Source organism: Vitreoscilla sp. C1, assembly GCF_002951955.2.
GTDB classification, from domain to species: domain Bacteria; phylum Pseudomonadota; class Gammaproteobacteria; order Burkholderiales; family Neisseriaceae; genus Vitreoscilla; species Vitreoscilla stercoraria.
Genome location: NZ_CP019644.2, coordinates 1,168,404 through 1,188,318 on the forward strand (window position 1 = coordinate 1,168,404; position 19,915 = coordinate 1,188,318).

At 45.0% G+C, this 19,915-nt stretch carries 18 protein-coding genes, 1 tRNA gene, 1 pseudogene and 1 other annotated feature; of the genes and pseudogenes, 2 read left to right on the top strand and 18 right to left on the bottom strand.

The annotated features are described in order from the left end of the window. Positions 1 to 26: 26 nt before the first annotated feature. The 9 genes from ADP71_RS05720 to ADP71_RS05750 all read right to left on the bottom strand — a co-directional run bounded on the left by ADP71_RS05720 (position 27) and on the right by ADP71_RS05750 (position 8,840). Complete coding sequence (locus ADP71_RS05720) at positions 27 to 1,778, bottom strand: FAD-dependent oxidoreductase (RefSeq protein ID WP_171460968.1); 1,752 nt, start codon at positions 1,776 to 1,778, stop codon at positions 27 to 29. A gap of 186 nt (positions 1,779 to 1,964) precedes the next feature. Beyond that, positions 1,965 to 2,579, bottom strand: a complete 615-nt coding sequence (locus ADP71_RS05725) for an NIPSNAP family protein (protein ID WP_171460969.1) — start codon at positions 2,577 to 2,579, stop codon at positions 1,965 to 1,967. Positions 2,580 to 2,596: 17 nt separating this feature from the next. Then, positions 2,597 to 4,285: an FAD-dependent oxidoreductase gene (locus ADP71_RS05730; protein ID WP_171460970.1), complete on the bottom strand. Its 1,689-nt coding sequence runs from the start codon at positions 4,283 to 4,285 to the stop codon at positions 2,597 to 2,599. A gap of 9 nt (positions 4,286 to 4,294) precedes the next feature. Continuing rightward, positions 4,295 to 4,660: an FAD-binding protein gene (locus tag ADP71_RS12950; protein ID WP_216604045.1), complete on the bottom strand. Its 366-nt coding sequence runs from the start codon at positions 4,658 to 4,660 to the stop codon at positions 4,295 to 4,297. A 7-nt stretch (positions 4,661 to 4,667) separates the two neighbouring features. After that, positions 4,668 to 5,201: an FAD-binding protein gene (locus tag ADP71_RS13095; protein WP_216604047.1), complete on the bottom strand. Its 534-nt coding sequence runs from the start codon at positions 5,199 to 5,201 to the stop codon at positions 4,668 to 4,670. Further along, complete coding sequence (locus tag ADP71_RS13100; protein ID WP_216604049.1) at positions 5,135 to 6,019, bottom strand: FAD-dependent oxidoreductase; 885 nt, start codon at positions 6,017 to 6,019, stop codon at positions 5,135 to 5,137. Before ADP71_RS13100 ends, ADP71_RS13095 begins: the two co-directional genes overlap by 67 nt. After that, a complete protein-coding gene (locus tag ADP71_RS05740) occupies positions 6,016 to 6,840 on the bottom strand; it encodes a sugar phosphate isomerase/epimerase family protein (RefSeq protein WP_104931703.1) in 825 nt (274 codons plus the stop codon). Before ADP71_RS05740 ends, ADP71_RS13100 begins: the two co-directional genes overlap by 4 nt. Then, positions 6,837 to 7,643 (bottom strand): shikimate dehydrogenase family protein, encoded by an 807-nt coding sequence (locus tag ADP71_RS05745; protein WP_019957825.1) that lies wholly within the window; start codon positions 7,641 to 7,643, stop codon positions 6,837 to 6,839. The genes ADP71_RS05740 and ADP71_RS05745 overlap by 4 nt, the downstream gene beginning before the upstream one ends. 459 nt (positions 7,644 to 8,102) lie before the next feature. Further along, positions 8,103 to 8,840, bottom strand: coding sequence for an SDR family NAD(P)-dependent oxidoreductase (locus tag ADP71_RS05750; RefSeq protein ID WP_019957824.1), 738 nt, complete (start codon positions 8,838 to 8,840; stop codon positions 8,103 to 8,105). Positions 8,841 to 9,123: 283 nt separating this feature from the next. On the opposite strand from ADP71_RS05750, the gene ADP71_RS05755 reads away from it, so the two are divergent. Continuing rightward, positions 9,124 to 9,924 carry an IclR family transcriptional regulator domain-containing protein gene (locus ADP71_RS05755; protein ID WP_019957823.1) on the top strand — a complete coding sequence of 267 codons (801 nt, stop codon included), beginning with the start codon at positions 9,124 to 9,126 and terminating at the stop codon, positions 9,922 to 9,924. A 72-nt stretch (positions 9,925 to 9,996) separates the two neighbouring features. Here ADP71_RS05755 and ADP71_RS05760 read toward each other — a convergent pair whose 3' ends face one another. The 3 genes and pseudogenes from ADP71_RS05760 to ADP71_RS05770 form a co-directional block, all read right to left on the bottom strand. Next, positions 9,997 to 11,394: an OprD family porin gene (locus ADP71_RS05760; protein ID WP_171460971.1), complete on the bottom strand. Its 1,398-nt coding sequence runs from the start codon at positions 11,392 to 11,394 to the stop codon at positions 9,997 to 9,999. 439 nt (positions 11,395 to 11,833) lie between these two features. Continuing rightward, a pseudogene (locus ADP71_RS05765) lies at positions 11,834 to 13,044 on the bottom strand (IS3 family transposase). After that, positions 12,659 to 12,775 (bottom strand) — a sequence feature (AL1L pseudoknot). It overlaps the preceding pseudogene by 117 nt. Then, positions 13,022 to 13,348, bottom strand: a complete 327-nt coding sequence (locus ADP71_RS05770) for a hypothetical protein (protein WP_104931706.1) — start codon at positions 13,346 to 13,348, stop codon at positions 13,022 to 13,024. Before ADP71_RS05770 ends, ADP71_RS05765 begins: the two are co-directional and overlap by 23 nt. A 123-nt stretch (positions 13,349 to 13,471) precedes the next feature. Between ADP71_RS05770 and ADP71_RS05775 the strand changes: the two genes are divergently transcribed. Continuing rightward, the gene (locus ADP71_RS05775; protein WP_104931707.1) at positions 13,472 to 14,188 is read left to right on the top strand and encodes a DUF2786 domain-containing protein; all 717 of its coding nucleotides are present in this window, start codon (positions 13,472 to 13,474) and stop codon (positions 14,186 to 14,188) included. A 393-nt stretch (positions 14,189 to 14,581) separates the two neighbouring features. On the opposite strand, the gene ADP71_RS05780 is transcribed toward ADP71_RS05775, so the two are convergent. The 6 genes from ADP71_RS05780 to argB all read right to left on the bottom strand — a co-directional run bounded on the left by ADP71_RS05780 (position 14,582) and on the right by argB (position 19,846). Next, positions 14,582 to 14,665 (bottom strand) — tRNA-Leu (locus ADP71_RS05780). A 57-nt stretch (positions 14,666 to 14,722) separates the two neighbouring features. Continuing rightward, on the bottom strand, positions 14,723 to 16,075 hold the full coding sequence (gene xseA / locus ADP71_RS05785) for an exodeoxyribonuclease VII large subunit (RefSeq protein ID WP_019957760.1): 1,353 nt from the start codon (positions 16,073 to 16,075) through the stop codon (positions 14,723 to 14,725). A 152-nt stretch (positions 16,076 to 16,227) separates the two neighbouring features. Next, positions 16,228 to 17,589 (bottom strand): FAD-binding oxidoreductase, encoded by a 1,362-nt coding sequence (locus ADP71_RS05790; protein WP_104931708.1) that lies wholly within the window; start codon positions 17,587 to 17,589, stop codon positions 16,228 to 16,230. 66 nt (positions 17,590 to 17,655) lie between these two features. Then, positions 17,656 to 18,603 carry an alpha/beta hydrolase gene (locus tag ADP71_RS05795; protein WP_171460972.1) on the bottom strand — a complete coding sequence of 316 codons (948 nt, stop codon included), beginning with the start codon at positions 18,601 to 18,603 and terminating at the stop codon, positions 17,656 to 17,658. Between the two features lie 43 nt (positions 18,604 to 18,646). Continuing rightward, a complete protein-coding gene (locus ADP71_RS05800) occupies positions 18,647 to 18,922 on the bottom strand; it encodes a GNAT family N-acetyltransferase (protein ID WP_019957757.1) in 276 nt (91 codons plus the stop codon). A gap of 48 nt (positions 18,923 to 18,970) precedes the next feature. Then, a complete protein-coding gene (gene argB / locus ADP71_RS05805; protein ID WP_019957756.1) occupies positions 18,971 to 19,846 on the bottom strand; it encodes an acetylglutamate kinase in 876 nt (291 codons plus the stop codon). Between the last annotated feature and the right edge of the window lie 69 nt (positions 19,847 to 19,915).

Sequence of the window (19,915 nt, forward strand, 5' to 3'; positions counted from 1 at the left end):
TTTTTTTTATTCCTTATGGTTCCAATTTAAGCTTCAACAGAAGCGTCCTGTAAGTGTTGAATCTGCGCTTTATCGGCAATCACATTGCCAGTGACATAGCCATAAGTCATAATCGGCCCCAATGTAATGCCAGCACCTGGATAATTGCCACCCATCACGCTCTTACGGTCATTACCCACTGCATACAAGCCTTCAATCACTTGGTTGTCAGCATCCATCACCTCACCCACAGCCGTGGTTTCAATGCCATTAAACGTACCCAAATCGCCCATATACACTTTCACCGCATAAAACGGTCCTTGAGAAATAGGTGCCACGCATGGATTGGGCTGGTTTTCAGGATCGGCCAAATAGCGATTGAAGGAAGTAGTACCCCGATTGAACTGTGGGTCTTCACCATGAACGGCATGTAAATTGTAGTTTTCAACTGTTTGGCGTAAACCTTGTGCATCCATGCCGATGGTTTGTGCCAACGCTTCTAAAGTTGCGCCTTTAAACAAATAACCTTGTTTGATGAATTTGCCATGTGGCAAAGGTGCAGGCTTCACATAACCCAAGCCATATTTCGCCAAGGCTTTGGCATCGCAAACCAACCACATAGCGGTTTCTTTTTCACCCGCACACGCCCGCATCAAAGCCGCGCCGACATCGTGATAAGATTCAGATTCATTGCAAAAACGCTGACCATTTTTCAATACACCAATAATGCCGGGTTTGTAACGGTCCAATAAATGTGGAAACACGCCAAAGCCTCCATTTTTCATTGGCACACGCGATACAGGCATCCATGCTGAATTGTCTGCATACTCAGTGCTCACACGACCTCCCGCACTTTCAGCCAAACGCAAACCATCGCCGGTATTGCCTGTTGGCACAGGTGAGAAGTGTTCACCACCACTGGCAACATGTGGATACATTTTTTTCAGGCGTTCTTTATCATGCGAGAAACCACCGCTGGCAATCACCACACCGTGCTTGGCGAATATTTTGCGGTTTTGGCCATTTGATTTGACTTCCAAACCAACCACTTTGCCTTGTTCAATGATTAACTCTTTGGCTGCGGTATTAGTGAAAATCGGAATATTCAAATCAAATGCGGATTTGGCCAAACGAGCGGCCAAGGCATTGCCTGAAGTGACATTGGTGCCACGTTTATACAGAGCCAATTCTTTGGTGTGTATGCCCAAGCGTTTGGCAACATACACAAATGACACTGGAGATTTGGTCACATTGAAGAAATGCTTTAAATCAGCATTGGATGAATTGAACATCATGCCCATAAAGGTGATTGTTTTTAATGGTGGGCGCAAACGTGACATTTCATCACCCAATTCGCGAATATCAAACGGTGCAGCCAAAATCGAACGACCAATGTCTACACCACCTTCCACAGTAGGATGGTAGTCAGGGTATAGCGTGGGTACAAACTTCACTGAAGTTTCACGCTCAAAAAATTCAACCATTTTGGGGCCATTTTCAAAAAAAACAGCTGCCGCTTCGGCATCAAAATATTCACCCGCTTCATTTTGTAAATATTTGACTGCCGCTTCACGACTGTCATTGATACCTTGTTTTTGGGCATGTGGGTTATTGGGCACCCATAAAACGCCACCCGAAAATGCTGTGGTACCGCCATAAACCGCCTCTTTTTCTACTACAATCACATTCAAGCCACGTTTGGTAGCGGTAATAGCGGTAGACAAACCACCAGCACCCGAACCAATAATGACCAAATCACACAACGCATCCACGCCCAAAACATTGTTTTGCAATGACATTACACTCTCCTTTTGATTTTTTATTAAGCTTTAATAAGATTGTGCTAAGGTTAGGGCTAATGCTGCTCTGTGCAAATAGGGATGACTGTCGCTTTGTGCGATGTACGTCACGCGATAACGTTATTCGTGCAAAGACCAAAAAAGACCACGCCCAGCGTGGTCTTTTTGCTTGTCATCTATCTGCCTTTACTGCAAAGGTGAAACCTTAGTTGGAAATGCCATCAAAGATGCCATGTCATTGGTCAACCATTGTGGTCCACCTTTAGGTGGCCAGATGCCTTGTGCCACAGTATCAGCGCGTACTTGACAACGTTGATTCACCGATTCATACGGCCAAATATTCACAATACGAGGCTCGCCATCCAAACTGCTCATCACCACCGTTAATTTGGATACCTCAGTACGATCAGGCAATGCCGCCTCCCACGCAGCATGCACGTGTGGCAAACCACCATGCTTCATGTGGTAGGTGCGAATTTCATAAGCAGGTCCAAATGCCCCCACCTCCACTTCTGGCAAAAATGGAAAACCTTGGTAAGAATCCACACTGACATGTTCCAACCATTCTTTGGCATAAAACGGATCGGCGGCTTGTTTAAAGCGTGCTCGCTCTTGTTGCAAATCGTCTAAAGTTTTAAATTCACGCAATACCAATACCTGATTTAAAACACCAATATCGCTGTACCAAACCCCTAATAAGCGGCCTGTAAGTGCTTCATCCACAAATTTTTCTACACCCACTGCCACATCGGCAGCTTTACCCATTTGAATATCCAAAGTTGCTAATTCATAAAAATGCATTGTGATTCCCTTTATTATCAAGCGGTCAATGTGCCCGCAGCATGTTTGGCAATACGCCAGCCAAAAACCATACCAGGTCCAATTGTCGTACCAGGTCCGGGGTAAATACCTTTAAAAATCGATGCCAAATCATTGCCACACGCATACAGTCCGGTAATCACATGGCCTTGTTCATTCAACACACGCCCAAACTCATCGCCAGCCAAACCCACACTACTGGCACAATCGATTGGTTTGACTGCCAACGCATAAAACGGCGCACGCAAAATCGGACCAATACACGGATTGGGTTTCATTTTTTCATCGCCATTAAAGCGATTCATCTTGCCCATACCACGCCCAAACTCTTCATCCAAGCCTGTAATGGAATAAGCATTGTTGCGAATGACGCTTTGCTCCAACTCGCTGGCATCAACATTGATTTTTTCTGCCAACTGACGGATGGTTGGCGCTTGCACCAAATAACCTTGTTTCAAATACGCATTCAATTTTTTAGCACCCGGCATCACCAAGCCCAAACCATATTGGTGAATGAAATCATCATCACACACCAGATAAGCGGGCAAGCTTGGGGTTTTTTCATTGGCAGCCAATTGCCCAATACAAAAGTCATGGTATGAGTCTGTTTCATTCACAAAGCGTTTGCCAGACGCATTCACAGCAATCAAACCAGGTTTAGATCGATCTAAAATCAAATGCGGCCATACCGCCAATTGCCCATTTGCCTTTTGTAAGGTCGAACACGGAAACCACAACACAGGATGGGTTTCGTTGTCTAATTGGGCACCCATGCTCAAACCATGGCTCACACCATCACCCGTATTGGATTTGGGTGCCAACGAATAATCTCTTGTGCCGATAGGAAAGTATTTTTGGCGCAATTTCTGATTCCACGCCACCCCACCAGTTGCCAAAACCACCCCTTTTCTCGCCATGACACGCTGGATACCGTCTTGGGTATCCATTAAAGCACCAACGACTTTGCCATTCTCCATTAACAATTCTTTCAAAGGCGATTCATACCATATTTCGGTTTGGTATTTTTTCAAGCTGTATAACAATCGTCCGACCAAAGCATTGCCCATGACCAAACGTGTACCGCGTTTGTATTTCAAACGGTCTTTTAAATACGGAACCACCACTTTCAACGTGGTTTTGGCATTGCCAAATGAGCTTACAGGACGCAATAAAGCCGTTAATTCATTGCGATTGACCATCATGCCACCCAAACCCATAAATTCAGGACGCGGTGGCAACACGCGGTCAAAATCCTCACCTAACACTCGCGCATCAAATGCCACAGGTGCCAAAGCACGCCCGCCATACGCTTCACCAGGTTGGTTTTTAATATAATCTGGGTGTGCCAAGGCTGCTGCAAATTTCACCTCGGTTTTGCTGTCCAATTCAGACACCATAGCGGGACCCGAGCGCAAAAATGCCTCACGCAAATGTTCACCACCACGCTCGCCCATCACGGCTTTTAAAAATGTGCGTGCGTCTTCCACTTTATCAGGTACACCTGCCTTCACACTCAGATGTGTACCTGGCACCCAAGTCGTTCCACCAGAAGTGGCAGTGAGTCCACCTACTTGGGTTTGCTTTTCGCACAACAACACATCTAAGCCTTCCATGCGACCCGTTAATGCTGCAGTCATCCCTGCTGCACCAGCACCGATTACCAACAAATCTACTGTTTTGTGTTCCATTTTTTATCCTTAAGCTTGGGCTACAATGTGATTTGCCGCCACAAAGCCAAATGTCATTCCCGGTCCTAAAGTAATCCCACCACTGGGATAATGCCCACCCATCACACTGTTCATGTCATTACCCACCGCATATAAACCTTGAATCGCACGACCTTGAATATCTAAAACTTGTGCATATTGATTGGTTTTCAAACCAGCAAACGTCCCCAAACTGCCAGGGACAATTTCCACAGCATAAAAAGGACCTTGAGCAATGCTTGCCAAACAAGGATTAGGGCCAACCGAGGCATCACCTTGTGCACGTTGATACAAATTACTACCACGCCCAAACTCTGGGTCTTGACCAAATTGCACATGCTGGTTATAAGTGCGCATAGTCGCTTCAAATTGCATGGACTCTATGCCACATTGGTGCGCCAAACTCGCTCAAGCTGTTCGCACGCTTTAAATAACCGTTTTGCAACCAAGGTTTTAGTGAAAGTGGGAATGGTTTCACCGCGCCCAAACCATATCGACGGATAAAGACATGGTCACAAACCAACCATGCCACTGCACGCTGATGAGGCTCAATCGCTGCCAACATGTCTTGGATAAAAGTGTGATACGGTCCGCTTTCATTGGTAAAACGTTTGCCTTGTGCATTGACCGCAATCAAACCAGGTTTGCCTCGCTCGACCAAATGCGGAAAACGTCCCCAACTGCCATCTGCCTGTGGTACCAAAGAAACCGGAGCCCAAGCACCTGCTGCAGCTTGAGTGTCATCGACACTGCCACCTCTGATTTCACCCAAACGCAAACCGTCTCCAGTATTACTCAGTGGCGCAGCAGAATGGTGCGGCGTGCCATTTTTCACATGCTTAAACAATTGCGCTTGGCGCGCCTTATCATGCGCAAAGCCACCTGCGGCCAACACCACAGCTTTGCGAGCGCGAACAGTGACTTGCCCTTGTGTTGTGGCGTTTGAAATCTAACAGTTTGAGATAAGCCGTCCTGTAATGCCTCGATGGCACACGCTTGAGCATTGCGTAAAAACCGCACATTCACACGCAAAGCCGATTCCAATAAACGTGCCACCAAAGCGTTGCCATTGACCAATTGCTGACTGCGACCATGCCGCAGCCAATCCTGCCCATATTGACCCAAACGTTTGCCGACATAGTAAAACGACTTCACCGAACGAAAGCTGTTAAGAAAATGCTTCATGTCCACACCAGAGGCGATACCCATACCCCACAATGTGGTTTCATAAATAGGACGACGCAACCAAGCCAAATTTTGACCCAATTGGCGCGCATCATATGGCGCTGCGACCACCGAACGCCAACCGTTTTTCGCACCTGACAACTCACCAAAAAAATCAGGCACTGCATTGCCTGGCAAAAATTTGACCGCAGTATGTTGTTCAAAAAATGCCAACATTTTCGGCGCTTCTACCAAGTAATGCGACAACATGTCTTTTTGATAACGTTCACCCAAAACCGCTTGCAAATAAGCTGTGACATCAGCTTCGTTGTCACCTGTGTTTTGACCTTGGGCATGTGGCGCAAATGGAATCCACAACCAACCGCCTGAGTAAGCACTGGTGCCACCCAAAACATTGGTTTTTTCTGCCACCAACACTTTTAAACCCGCATGAGCTGCGGTCACTGCTGCTGCCAAACCGCTGGCACCTGAGCCAATCACAATCACATCAACCTCTTGCGGCATTGGTGAATTCAGGGCGGTTACCATCATGATGCCCCTATCGTCGATTCGGTTAACAACATTCGCGCCTGATGAATCGCCATTTGTGCTCGCTCTAAAGCAGAGTATTGCTGCAGCAATTGCGCATTGGGAATTTCCAAACCTATGGTTTTGCTTGGGTCAATGGCTTGCACCAAACCCAGCAAATCCAATTGACCATTGCTGGGCAATAAGCGACCTGTACGCGCCACAGACATCAAACCCTCATCGCTGGCATCGTATTGAGCCAAAGCATCACACAACTGAATATAATGAATGTATTGATTAGGCAAAGCGGTCACTTCTACCAAAGCGCTATTGGAGCGAGCCAGATGCAAAGCATCAATCAAGATGCCAGCATTGTCAGCTTGGCTGTACTCGACTATTTCACGCGCTTGCGCTAAATTTTTCACCGCAGTCCACGGCATGAATTCCAAGTCAGCGGTCAATTGATGTGATGCGGCCAAAGCACAAAACTGAGCATAATGGTCTTTTAAGCGTCCTGTATCGGTATCGTCCCCTGCAACCAAAATATGCACCGCTCCCAAAGCTTGAGCACGTTCCAAAAATGGCTTAAATGTTTCATCGGCATAGTTGTCTTTCAAACGCACAATTTCCACATCAGACACTTTAATGCCTGTGTCTTTTAATGCCGCTTGCACTTCTTTCAGGACGCTTGCATCATCATAAATGGGATAATGTGGCTCACCTGCGGCAGCAGGCAACAATCGCAAACCCACAAAATCGTAACCTGCCTGAGCGGCAATGTTCACCGCCTCCACAGCACTGGCTTCTTGTATGGTCAAAAATGATAACGAGAAAGAACGGTTCATATATTGGCCTCTTCTTGCTGCAACAAAAATTGCACCATCAAATCGCGCACTTCTGCAAACATGTCCAAACCAATCATATTGTTACAACCAATAGCGCGCGCCGCTTCAATAAAGGGCGACACTTCAGGCTGGGTAATCACATCGCCTGCGAACATGCCAGATTGCAATTTGTCCACTTGAAATGGCAACGCATCGCCTGCTTTAATACCAGTTGGCGTGGCATTGATCACCACATCAAAACCACTTGGGTCCTCGCTACCGACAACGACTTCGGCCAAATTCAGGCTTTGCAAACGCAAAATCAAGTCATCACGGCGATGAACATCTTGTTCATGAATCGCCAATTTGGTCACCCCTGCTTTAAGCAATGAATAAGCAATCGCACTGCCTGCACCCCCTGCGCCTGCCAACAACACATTTTTGTCTTGAAGTTCACCGCCTTTTTTCAAAATGGCCGTCACATAGCCTTGCCCATCAAACATATCGCCATGCCAACCGTTTTCAGTTTTGCGTATGGTGTTGACCGCTCCTAAAAATGCGGCTTCTTCAGACACCGTATCGCACCAATTTTTGTAAGCAATTTTGTGTGGCACCGTCACAATCACCCCATCAATGTTTTGTACTGTTTTGACATGCTTTACAAAGTCTTCCAAGTCACTCGGTGCCACGTGAGCAGGAATACATGCGCCATTAAAGCCTTGTTGTTGCATCCATTCGGTCACACCTTGCGGGGACTTCACTTGTGCAATCGGATCTCCCACCACATAATACAAACGCGTTGCACCATTTAATTTGATTGCCATGATTTCTCCTCTACTCGCCTAAGCGGTTTTATTTTGTAATTAGGTTTCTCATTCAAATGCTGTATTGCCATAACACAATACTTTGCTAGCAATACACAAACTTGCCATCAAAGCAGGCTCCATGAAGCTTAGAAAGATATCGTCAAAGTGCCAAACATCACTTCCAACCTCATCAAAACAAGGTCAAAACAGATTAAAATAGCAACACCACTTTTCATAGGTGAGCACAATCAAATAAATCCGATATTCGGATGGGTGTTACCCAGTTCGCACATTCTGTGATTGGGATGATTGGCATCCAACATCCAGCTCATTTTTTCAGTTATTGCAAAACATATTCAAAAAATGACCAAACACGCTGTCAATATGGTTACAGACCGCCTGAAATCAGGCTGATTCAAAGCATAAAAAAACCACTACCGAAGTAGTGGCAAAACTGCCATCAATGACAGAAGAGATCTAGACCATGGTATAACCACCATCAATCGGCACCAAAGCACCATTCATAAATTTGGCTTCATCTGAGGCCAAGAAAATCGCCAAATCCACCACTTCATGTGCTTCACCAAATCGATCCAATGGAATTTTATTCGTTGGTCGGGTTTCCAACATTTTAGCCGTCATAGGTGTGCGAATGGTGCCTGGACAAATAGCATTAATTTTAATGCCCTCTTTGCCATAAATTGCCGCCAAATGTTTGGTGTAGCCAGAAACAGCGTGTTTGGAAGCGGTATAAGCAGCGCCGCCCATTTGCGCCACAATGCCCGCCACCGAAGAAATGTTCACAATGGCACCTTGTTGGCGCTCTAACATGTGTGGCAATACCAAATTGCTCAATTGGTAAATAGATTTCACATTCACCGCAAAAATTTTGTCCCACAACTCTTCAGAAGTTTCCAAACTGTTGGTGTAATAATCAAAAATGCCCGCATTATTGACCAATATATCAATACGACCATAAGTTTTTACCGTGGTATCCACCAATTGTTGTAAATCTTCAAATTGGGTCACATCCACCACAACCGCAATGGCATCACCGCCTTCGGCTTGAATGGCTTCAACCGTCGCTGTTGCAGCTTCTAGATTCATATCAGCCACCACCACTTTGGCACCTTGTTGGGCAAACCCAATGGCTTCCGCTTGTCCCATACCCGCACCTGCACCTGTAATAATCGCTACTTTTTGATTCAATCGCATGCCTATTCTCCAATGAATGCACCATCTGGCTCGATGATGCTGTTTTCTTATAACTGTTATAACCCATTACTGATTTTTAAAGAATGCTGTAATACTTAAGCTAAAAAAGCTCAGATTCAAGCATTCATTGTCATCTGTGTAGATACTAAGTAAATCATCACAACAAACCAACATGCAGTTATCATTGGCTGTCCGATATCCGCACATTTGTTGCCGATATCGTGCATAGCGCCACCAAAATAAATATAAAAAAATCAATATAGGAAAATCACAGATGAGAAATATGGAATTAAAACATAAGCATACTCACGAAACCATTCGCCACGATGACTTTATTGCAGGTTTGGCCAAGGGCTTGGAAATATTGGAATGTTTTGGCTATGACCGCCAACGTTTAAATGTCACACAAGTCGCAGAAAAAACCTCATTGACTCGAACAGCCGTCAGACGACACTTAAAAACCTTAAAATATTTAGGTTATTTGGACACAGATGGTACTTTTTTCTGGCTCACGCCACGGGTGATGAAGTTTTCAGGTGCTTATTTGCGTTCTGCTCATTTACCCAAAATTGCAGAGCCACTGCTGCATTCATTGTCAGCACAAACCAGCATGTGCCATGCAGTAGTGATTTTAGACCAAAGTGATGTCATTACTTTGGCATGCAGCTATTTGGCCAGTGCTGAAAAAAACCGCGTTTTGCCTTATGGCATTCACAATGGCAACCGCATTCCAGCCCATACCGCGTCCAATGGCAAAGTCATTTTGGCTCATATGCCTGAGGCTGAATTAAACGAGTGGCTGTCTAAATCAGAATTCAGTCGTTTGACCAAATACACCATCACCGATATAGAACAATTCAAAGAAAATTTACGTGAAGTACACGATCAAGGTTGGGCTTTGGCAGTAGAAGAACATGAAGTGGGCTTTATTGGTTTTTCAATCCCGGTGTTTGATTCAACAGGCAAAGTCATAGCAGGCTTAAATACAGTGGCTCGCAAAGAACAATACACCATTGAAGAAGTGATGCATCGCAGTTTGATGCCGATGCAAGAAGTCGCCAAGCAATTGCGCCATTTTTTATAATCGCTACACTCATACACCAAAGCGTCCTGTAAACTTTACAGGACGCTTGCTTAACTGACACGACATTATTGTCTATAAAGACCAAGGATATTCTGCAATGACGCGAATTTCATCCATATTGCCATAACGATAGCCTGCTGAGCCACGCAAAGTCGCTTGGCGAATACGCAAATTCAAGCCTTTGGCTTTGCCATGTTGAAATTCATACCGCAATTCCAAATCTCGCTCCCAATGGCTGTCACCGTCTTTGTAGGTGTAGCCACGCAAAGCGTTTCGATACATCGCGTTTTGGCTGTCACGATTGTCCATATCAAAACCTTTGATATAGCGTCCTGTAAAAGTCAATCCCGGCACACCCAAGGTTTTGAAATTCAAGTCATAGCGCAGCTGCCATGATTTTTCATTGGCTTCATTGAAAATGGCCACGTTGCCTGCATTGGCAAAATTGGCATTGCCACCTATGGTACGAAAACCCACCACATCCAAAGGTTCATCACCAAACACTTGCTGATAACCCGCTGTAATCGAATGCAACGCATTGCCATAAGTGACATTCGCTCCCAATAATCGACTGTCAATGTCGCCCGCGAGCGCTTGACCCGTTGATCGATTCCAATAACCCACGCCATTGACTTTCAAAAACTGACCATGATTCAAACGCCACGTGTGATTGCCTTGCAAATAATATTGATGCCATACGTCTTTCAATTGACCGTAATACGCGCTGGCTTGGGTATCGGGGGTGAATTTGTATGTTGCACCCAAATAACCCGCCCGTTTGGCGTGGATACCCAAACCATATTCAGTATTAAAACGGTCATCGTGATTGGTGCTGTCGATGGCATTGACATGTGTAAACCAACCCGCTTGTAGGTTCAATTGATCAATATCGTTACTCTCCAACGACACGCCATTGCTTGTCGCAGGCAGTAAACGGGCATTGTGTACCGACAATACGGGTGTATTGGGCATTTGCGTACCGTATTTGACCACTGTTTCACCCACTTTGGCTTTGACAGCACCGCTGACTTCACTCCATGTGTCGCTCGGTTGTCCATCTTTTCCCACCGGAATCAAACCAGTACCTGTTTTGGCACCAGAGCTGTCTAAACGAATACCTATTAATGCTTGTGCATCCACACCCAAGCCCACCACCCCCGATGTATAACCAGATTGAGCGTCTACGACCAAACCATGAGCCCATTCATCACGATAACCATGGCGTTGATTGATGGGAATAAATTGATTGGTACCCGATGGATTAGCACCACCATCACGAAAATCACGATTAAAATAATAATGTCGATTCAAAACCGACACTTTGGCATCCGAAAAAAAAGGATTTTCTCCAATCAATGTATTATTTACAGCTTGTGTAGTATCCACATTGTTGGATTCTTGACCCTGCGCAGTATAAGACACTGCCAATAAAATCCATAATGGTATCCATGCGGTCATTGGTTGTTTCAAAGTTTCTGTCCTCGTAGATTGGCTGAATCTGTTATGTTTCATCTTGATGGTTTTTTATTTTGAAAAGCAAAAAAGAACTCCTAAAATATTGATATCGAGTCTCAATGAATTTCAGGTCAGCCAATGTACTCTTGATGACGTTGACAAAAACAGTTAGCTAAAAAGCAATTTGCCCGATAATTGCATGATCATTGCAATTATCGGGCAAGATATGATTGGGCAAGCCCCATATTTTTCATGAGAGCCATACCTTAAAAGTGGATAAAAATGTGAAAACGCTTCAATAAAGTCATCTCATTGCATTTGTCCAATACCAAATTTAATCTTTTTAAATATGGTATTGGACAAATGAATATTGTTAACTTCAAAAGCGTCCTGTCACTATTTACAGGACGCCACCTGAACCGACCCGAGTATTTCGGAGACAGTTTATCTTGAGTCATGCCACTTTGGCTGACTCTTCCAATTGGCGATAATACGCCATTTCAAATTCGGCTGGTGGAACATAACCTATCGAGCTTAACAAACGTCGATGATTGAACCAATCCACCCAGTTTAGTGTTGCTAATTCAACATCAATCATCCGCCTCCATGGTTTTTGATGATGGATGACCTCAGTTTTGTACAAACCATTCACCGTTTCAGCCAAAGCATTGTCATACGAATCACCCGTTGTTCCGACCGAAGCCTTCACTTGAGCGGCCTGTAAACGTTCGGTGTAGCGAATGGACAGATATTGGCTGCCTCGGTCACTGTGGTGAATGAGGTGTTTGGGTTTGTTTCTGGCATGCAAAGCCTGTTCCAATGCATCCATCACCAAGTCGGTATCCATCCGTTTTGCCACCTTCCAACCGACAATGCGTCGAGCAAACACATCAATGATGAAGGCCGTATACACAAAGCCTTGATGGGTAGATACATAAGTGAAATCTGCTACCCACAATTGATTTGGCCGACTGGCAGTAAATTGCCGATTCACCAAATCATCAGCCCGTTTCAGCTCTGGGTCATACACTGTGGTGCGTTTGCCTTTACCCCGCCAAACCCCTTGTATGCTGTGTTTGCGCATCAATCTGGCAACTGTACAGCGAGCAACTTGAACGCCTTCACGTTGTAAATGGTGCCAGACTTTGCGGTAACCATAAACCTACAAGCTGTCTTCCCAAACAGTGTTGATTTGAGCCAATAAACATTTATCCGACACGCACCGTTTGGCTCGCAATTCAGGCTGTTTCAATCTTTGCGCATGTCGATAATAAGTGGATGGCGCAATCGGCAATACTCGGCAAATTGACTCGACCCCATACACCATTTTGTGTTCATGAATAAAATCCAACAAATCGCCTATTTGCGGTCGAGCTCCGCCTGGGCGAAAAAAGCGGCAGCTTTGCGCAGAATTTCATTGGCGCGTTGCAGCTCTTTATTGTCTCTTTCGAGCTGTTTAATGCGTTGAGCTTGATCAGCCGCTGCCCCATTATCGGCCAGATCAGCTTCAAACTTCTTAATCCAAGTGCGCAGTGTTTCTGGTGTACAGCCAAACTTGCTGGCAATGGACACTGTGGCGGCCCACTGAGTTGGATATTCACTGCGCTGTTCTTGATAAAGGCGAACCGCTCGTTGACGGATTTCAGGTGAGTAAGTATTTTTCATTCGGATATTCTCTCAGAAAGTTAGGTCTCCGAGAAACCCGGGGCGGTTCATTAATTGGATTTAATACTTCTAAAATAAATTCGACTATAAGTGAACCAGGTTGAGCTGGAGTAGAAACATATAAATGCATACTATTTGAATTGCCATGAATAATCTTATCCGCTTTTTCAATCAATATAGCCATACTTTCAATAGATTTGCCCAAAGTCTTGGCATCTATGCGATGTACGTTTAAATCTCTATCACTAGCATCGTAGGAAATAGCAAAGGTATATTTTTCAGTTTCAAACAATTCGGTGGTCATGAGTATATTTAGTGGCTTGAATTAAAAACTGCTATGTTAAAGACATATTATACAATTGCGTTATTTTTTATCAAAAATACTCGTTTTATAATAAAAAATATTACAAAAAGGGAAATTGGTTAGATGGACAAGCAAAAAGTACTCTCCAAAATCAAAAAATGTTTAGCGTTGGCCAAGTCATCGAATGAACATGAAGCTGCACAGGCTTTGAAGCAAGCCCAAGCTTTAATGCGAGATTTTGAGCTGACCGAGCATGATGTGGATTGCGCTCAAGTAAACGAGCAACACAAGCCATTTACCTACAGACCAAGCCCTTGGCAGGCACTGTTGGTACAGATGTGTGGCAAGGCTTTTGGATGCCGTTATTACATTGATAAAGCTTGGTGCTTCAAAATCCATCAATCTAAATCTAGGGTTCATTTTGTAGGTTTGGGAGAGCGTTCTGAATTGGCAAGCTATGCTTTTGATGTCTTATCACGCCAATTGCGTGCCGCACGCAGCGAGTACAAAAACACTGCATTAAAGCGTGTTCGTGTGCAAAAAAACCTGATGTATCGGCTTGATGAATTCAGTTTAGGCTGGGTACAAGGCGTTAATCATTTGATCACAAGCTTTGCAGGTACGGTACAAGAGCAGGAAACGCTGGATTTGTACATGAGGCAAAAATACCCAAACCTCAAATCGAAAGCACCAACAGCCAAAAACGCCACCGCTCAAATCAAAGAGCAAGCAGAACGTGATTTCTATAATGGTTTAAACGAAGGTGAAAGCGCCCAATTGTATCAGGCCGTACAAGGTGCAAGGCAACAGCCATTACAGAGTTTGTGCAATATGAATTAAACGGGTATTAAAAGTGATTTAAAAGCTGAATATTAGAGATGGTATAAACAGTATTTGAGTGAAAATAATGCTGATTTGGAGTAATCGTTTTGTCACACGGCTAGATTTTAGAGTGACAAAACGATTGCACTAAGTGTGACAAGACGATTTTCCGTTTACAATAGTAGCCATATTTATCTTTCACAATGCTAAAAAAATTAAAATTGCTGATGCAAAACCTGATGCAAATTTGATGCAACCGAATAACAAAAGAGAACAAATTAAAACAAAAAATACCTAAAATGGCATTAATTTCAGAGATTGCCTAAACATCTGATTTATTGATTATACTATTGATTTTAAAAGATAAAACAAAAATGCACTCAGTTTTAAGTGAGTGCATTTTTAAGTTTTTGGTGCGGATGGAGAGACTCGAACTCTCACACCAAAGGCGCTGGAACCTAAATCCAGTGCGTCTACCAATTTCGCCACATCCGCAGAAGAGAGAAGCATTATAGGTAAGGTTTTTACAAATGTAAAGTATTACGAACGCATTTAATCAAATAAACCTTGCTGCGGACTGCCACGAGTCACTTGAGCGGCGGCATCACTGCTGTGGAACACAATATCAATGTGTTGACCAAACTTCAAATCATCAGCAGAAGTAATGACTTTGCCACGACGATTTTTAATCACAGAAAAACCACGCTCTAAGACTTGTTGCGGCGACAATGCTTCTAGTAAAACTTGCTGGCGTTTCAAGCGTTGGTGCTGGTTTTGCCATTGTTGTTGCCATGCTTGTTGTAACAATTGTTGTTGCTGTTGCAAAGTTTGCTGCCACTGCTTAATGCTAGGAGCAGCGGCCTGTAATTGAGCTTGTTGCCATTGCAAGTATTGTGTGCGTTGGCGCAGCAAATTTTGCATGCTGTAATCCAATTGTTGCTGCTGTTGGCGCAGTTGTTGGCGCTGGGTCGCGATGCGTTCATTGGGATGTTTGACTTGGCGCGCATACCAATCAATGCGTTGGCTCAAATCTTGGTAACGGCGTTGCAAAGCGGTATGCATCACATTGTGTAAAGACGCAATGTATTGGCGCCATGCTTGCGCATCTGGGCTGACCATTTCTGCCGCACCTGTGGGCGTAGGTGCACGCACATCGGCTGCAAAATCACTCAAAGTGACATCGGTTTCGTGCCCGACACCTGAAATCACCGGAATCGAACACTCAGCAATCGCACGCAAAACCACTTCTTCATTAAATGCCCACAAATCTTCAATGCTGCCACCACCACGACACACAATCAACACATCCACTTCTTGGCGCGCATCGGCTGTGGCGATGGCTTGGGCGATTTGATAATGGCTGCTTTTGCCCTGTACTGGTGTGGGATACACGATGATGTTCAAGGCACTCATGCGGCGATTCAAAGTCGCCACCACATCGCGCAAAGCCGCTGTCGCAGTACTGGTCACAATACCAATGGTTTGTGGATGCGCAGGCAATTCTTGTTTGCGTGCCTCGTCAAATAAGCCTTCTTGCGCCAATTGCTGTTTCAAACGCTCATACGCTTCAAACAAAGTGCCCATACCCGAAGACCGCAGCTGAGTGACATTGATTTGAAACTCGCCACGGGCTTCGTATAAAGTGATTTTACCTGTCAATTCGATGTGCTCGCCCTCACGCAAAGGTGTGGTCAAGCGATCGGCATAGCTTTTAAACAAAGCGCAACGCACTTGTGCTTGTTGGTCTTTGAGCGAAAAATAATAATGCCCGCTGCTGGCATGGTTCAAATTGGAAATTTCACCACTGACCCAAACATTGGCCAGATTTTGTTCTAATAATTGGCGTGCCAAAGCGTTCAATTGTGAAACGGCAAGCGGTGGCGGGCTAAACAAATGATCGGACATGAGAAAACATTCAGACTTTACAGGCCGCAATTATAGCCCAATCGGTGCTTGGTATGAGCATGTTTTTAGCATGTCAAAAAGCATCAGCGTCCTGTAAAGTTTACAGGACGCTGATGACTTCTGTGATGACACATCTTGAATCAAGATGAATGTTAAGGCAAAACCTTCCCAACATTAAACAAATTCTTACTGTCCAAACTTTGTTTCATGGTTTGCATCAATGCCAATTCTTGAGCGGTGCGCATATAAGGCATCCATTGGGTTTTAAGTTGGCCAATACCATGTTCTGCCGCCACCGTACCGCCAACGGCAAACACTTGTTCGTATACCAAAGCATTGATGTCGGTTTCATATTGATAAACTTCATTGCTCAAAATATCGGCCATGAAAACATTGTAATGCAAAGAACCATCGCCCAAATGCCCAAATACCACCAAAGTCGCCTGTGGATAAGCGGCCTGTAAAACTTGCTCACATTGGTGGATAAAGGTTGCCACTTGCCCAATGGGCATCGCAATGTCGTGTTTGATGCTGGCACCTAAATGGCGTTGCGCTTCAGAAATGTGTTCACGCAAAGACCACAATTGTTCACGCTGTTGTTCCGACTCTGCCACCACCGCTTCGGCAAATTCAGCATCCCACAACACTTGCATCAATTGCTCTTGCAGCAAAGAATTATCGGTGCTATCAGTCAACTCTAAAAGCACATGCCACGGCGCTTGTAACGGCTGTTGCAATTGTAATAATTGAGAAGACAAATCCAAAGCAAATGCGCTGATCAATTCAAAACTGCTCAAACGCTCGGCAAAATGTTGTTGCATGGTTTGCAATAACAATACCGCCGCCTCAATATTATTCACCCCCACCCAAGCGGTCACATGGGTTTTGACAGGCGCAAACAGTTTTAAGGTCGCCGCAGTGATGATGCCTAAAGTACCTTCGGAGCCTATCAGCAATTGTTTGAAATCAAAGCCTGTGGTATTTTTGTGTAAAGGCGTGAGCTGTTCGACCAAATCGCCATTGGGCAACACCACCTCCAAACCCATGACCAAGTCGCGCATCGGGCCATAACGCACCACATTCACACCACCTGCATTGCACGCAATATTGCCGCCAATTTGGCACGAGCCTTCCGATGCCAAACTCAATGGAAACATGCGCCCTGCCGCTGCGGCATCGGCCTGTACTTGCTGCAAGATGCGCCCTGCTTCTACGGTAATGCAATTGTCCGCCACATTCACGCCGCGCACACGGTTCAATTTGCTTAAAGACACAATAATACCCAAACCTGCCACCGCATCAGATGGTGTAGCGCCACCACACATGCTGGTATTGCCACCTTGTGGCGTGATGGGAATGGCATGTTCAAAACAATATTTCACCACAGCTTGCACACTGGCAACCGAAGTCGGTTGCACCACTGCCCACACTTTGCCTTGGTAACGACGGCGCTGATCTAGGCAAAACGCTGCCATGTCTTGCTCATCTACAATCAATTCATTGGCTGCCAGCATTTTTTTTAAAGCTTGAATGTGTACGGATGTGTCTGCCATTGTGGTTGTCATGTGTGGTTCACCGTTTTAATCTTGGTATAAAAATTTGATGCCATCTAAAGTCGCGCGAAACATGGCACCAGTATGGGTTTCGCCTGCATAACGCTCTTGCTCTAATTGCAAATGAGCGGCCTGTAAGTTTTGCAAACGCATGCCCATGTCTTCAACCTTATTGACCATTTGCTTTTGTGCCAAAATTTGCGCCCGCTCTCCATTGGCATCCACATGTGGCGATGGCGCTTGTTCGTATTCACCAACAGTCATGCGCACTTTTTTCAACTGTTTGGCTTTCAATAAAAGTTGAAAATAACCATCAGGCAAATGTTGTAAACTGCCCTCATTCCACCACATCGAAGGACTGGAAACAATATAATGGCTGAACATTTCAGGACGCTGCATCAAAGCATACAAAGCCAAAACGCCACCATAAGAATGCCCCAAAATCGCTGATTTTTGTGAATTGATGCGGTATTTTTGCTGTAATTGCGGTATCAACTCTTGTTCTATCATGTTCAAAAACAAATCTGCTTCGCCTTTTGGTGGCAAGCTCGGCACAATTTTGCCTTTGGCTTGCATCGGTGGCGTATAGTCAAGTGAACGCATCGGGATATCAAGCAACTGTCCATTGTCATAACCAATACCCACAACCAACAAAGGCTTGGCACCATTGTCACGGGCGTGATTCAAATAAGTATAAGCAGCAGTGGATGCTGTAGGAAACATCATTTCGCCATCCAACACAAATACAGTTTGATAACCTTGTGCAGGAGCTTCCCCAACAGCCAAGGTTTGAATGCGGTAAGTGCGGCCTGTTTGCTTAGATGGCAATAAGATTTGCTGAGCTTGTGGCATGGTCGCCGCTTGCCAAGTCACGGCAGCCTGATTGGAAACGAGTTTAGGTTGTGCTTGCGCTGCCAAAGGCGCACAAAAGAGTGCCGCCAATGAGCTGGCAGCTAAAAAATCAATTAATTTCATGGTTTTCACATCAAAAAAAACCATCTTCACTCAAGATGGTGGTTTAACGATTGCGGTGGCGTTTGTTTGCCAACATGGCCGTTGCGTAACTGCATGAGCTGCTGAGCTTGATGCTTTTGCCTAATGTGTATTGAAAAATGGCTTCAACCAAACGTTTGGCAAAACCTCGCCCTTGAAAAAAAGGCTCCACTTCCACATAGCGAATGCGCCAATGCTCATCATTGGTCACAGCATAATTCAATTCACCCACAATGTGCCGTGCCGCATCCAAAAGCACCCAACGGTGTTCGCCCGAACGGTGTTCAATTTGCAGTTCCATTACCTTCACCTTTTCAAGTATGGGCAGCGGCACGACGCATTATCAGAATTACTTCTCCAAAATCATAGAACCTACGCCCGAGTCTGTAAACAACTCCAACAACAAAGCATGTGGCACACGACCATCGATGATGATGGTGGCTTTCACACCATTGGTGGCTGCATCCAAAGCTGATGCAATTTTAGGCAACATTCCACCGCTTAAGGTTCCATCTGCAATCAATTCATCGACCAAAGCTGGGGTTAAATCGGTTAACAATTCGCCGTTTTTGTCTAAAATCCCGGGCGTATTGGTCATCATAATCAAACGCTCTGCTGCCAACTCCTTAGCCAAGCGTCCTGCAACCAAATCGGCATTGATATTAAATGCTTCGCCCAGTCGACCCACACCAATCGGTGCAATCACAGGAATATAGCCTTTTTCTGCCAAGCCGCTGATTAGAGTCCCATCAATGGTGTCAATCGTGCCCACTTGACCGATGTCGACGCCATTTTTATCTGGTGTGTTGATAAACAGTTTTTTGGCCTTCATAAAATGACCATCTTTGCCCGTCAAACCCACGGCTTTACCGCCATATTGGTTAATCAAAGACACGATTTCTTTGTTCACCGAACCGCCCAAAACCATCTCCACCACATTCATGGTTTCGGCATCGGTCACGCGCATACCTTGTACAAATTCACCATGCTTGCCGACTTTTTCCAACATCTGATTGATTTGCGGGCCACCACCATGCACCACTATCGGATTCATGCCACACAGTTTTAACAACACGATGTCTTTGGCAAAGCCTTCTTTAAGCTTTTCATCGGTCATGGCATTGCCACCGTATTTGACTACAATGGTCGCGCCAGCATATTTGCGGATATATGGCAGGGCTTCTGCCAAGATTTCTGCACGTTCTTGTGCGTTTTCAATATTCATTTAGATGATTGCTTTCGTTGACAAGCTGGGTATAACAGCAATTGTGCAACGGACGACAGATTATTTCAA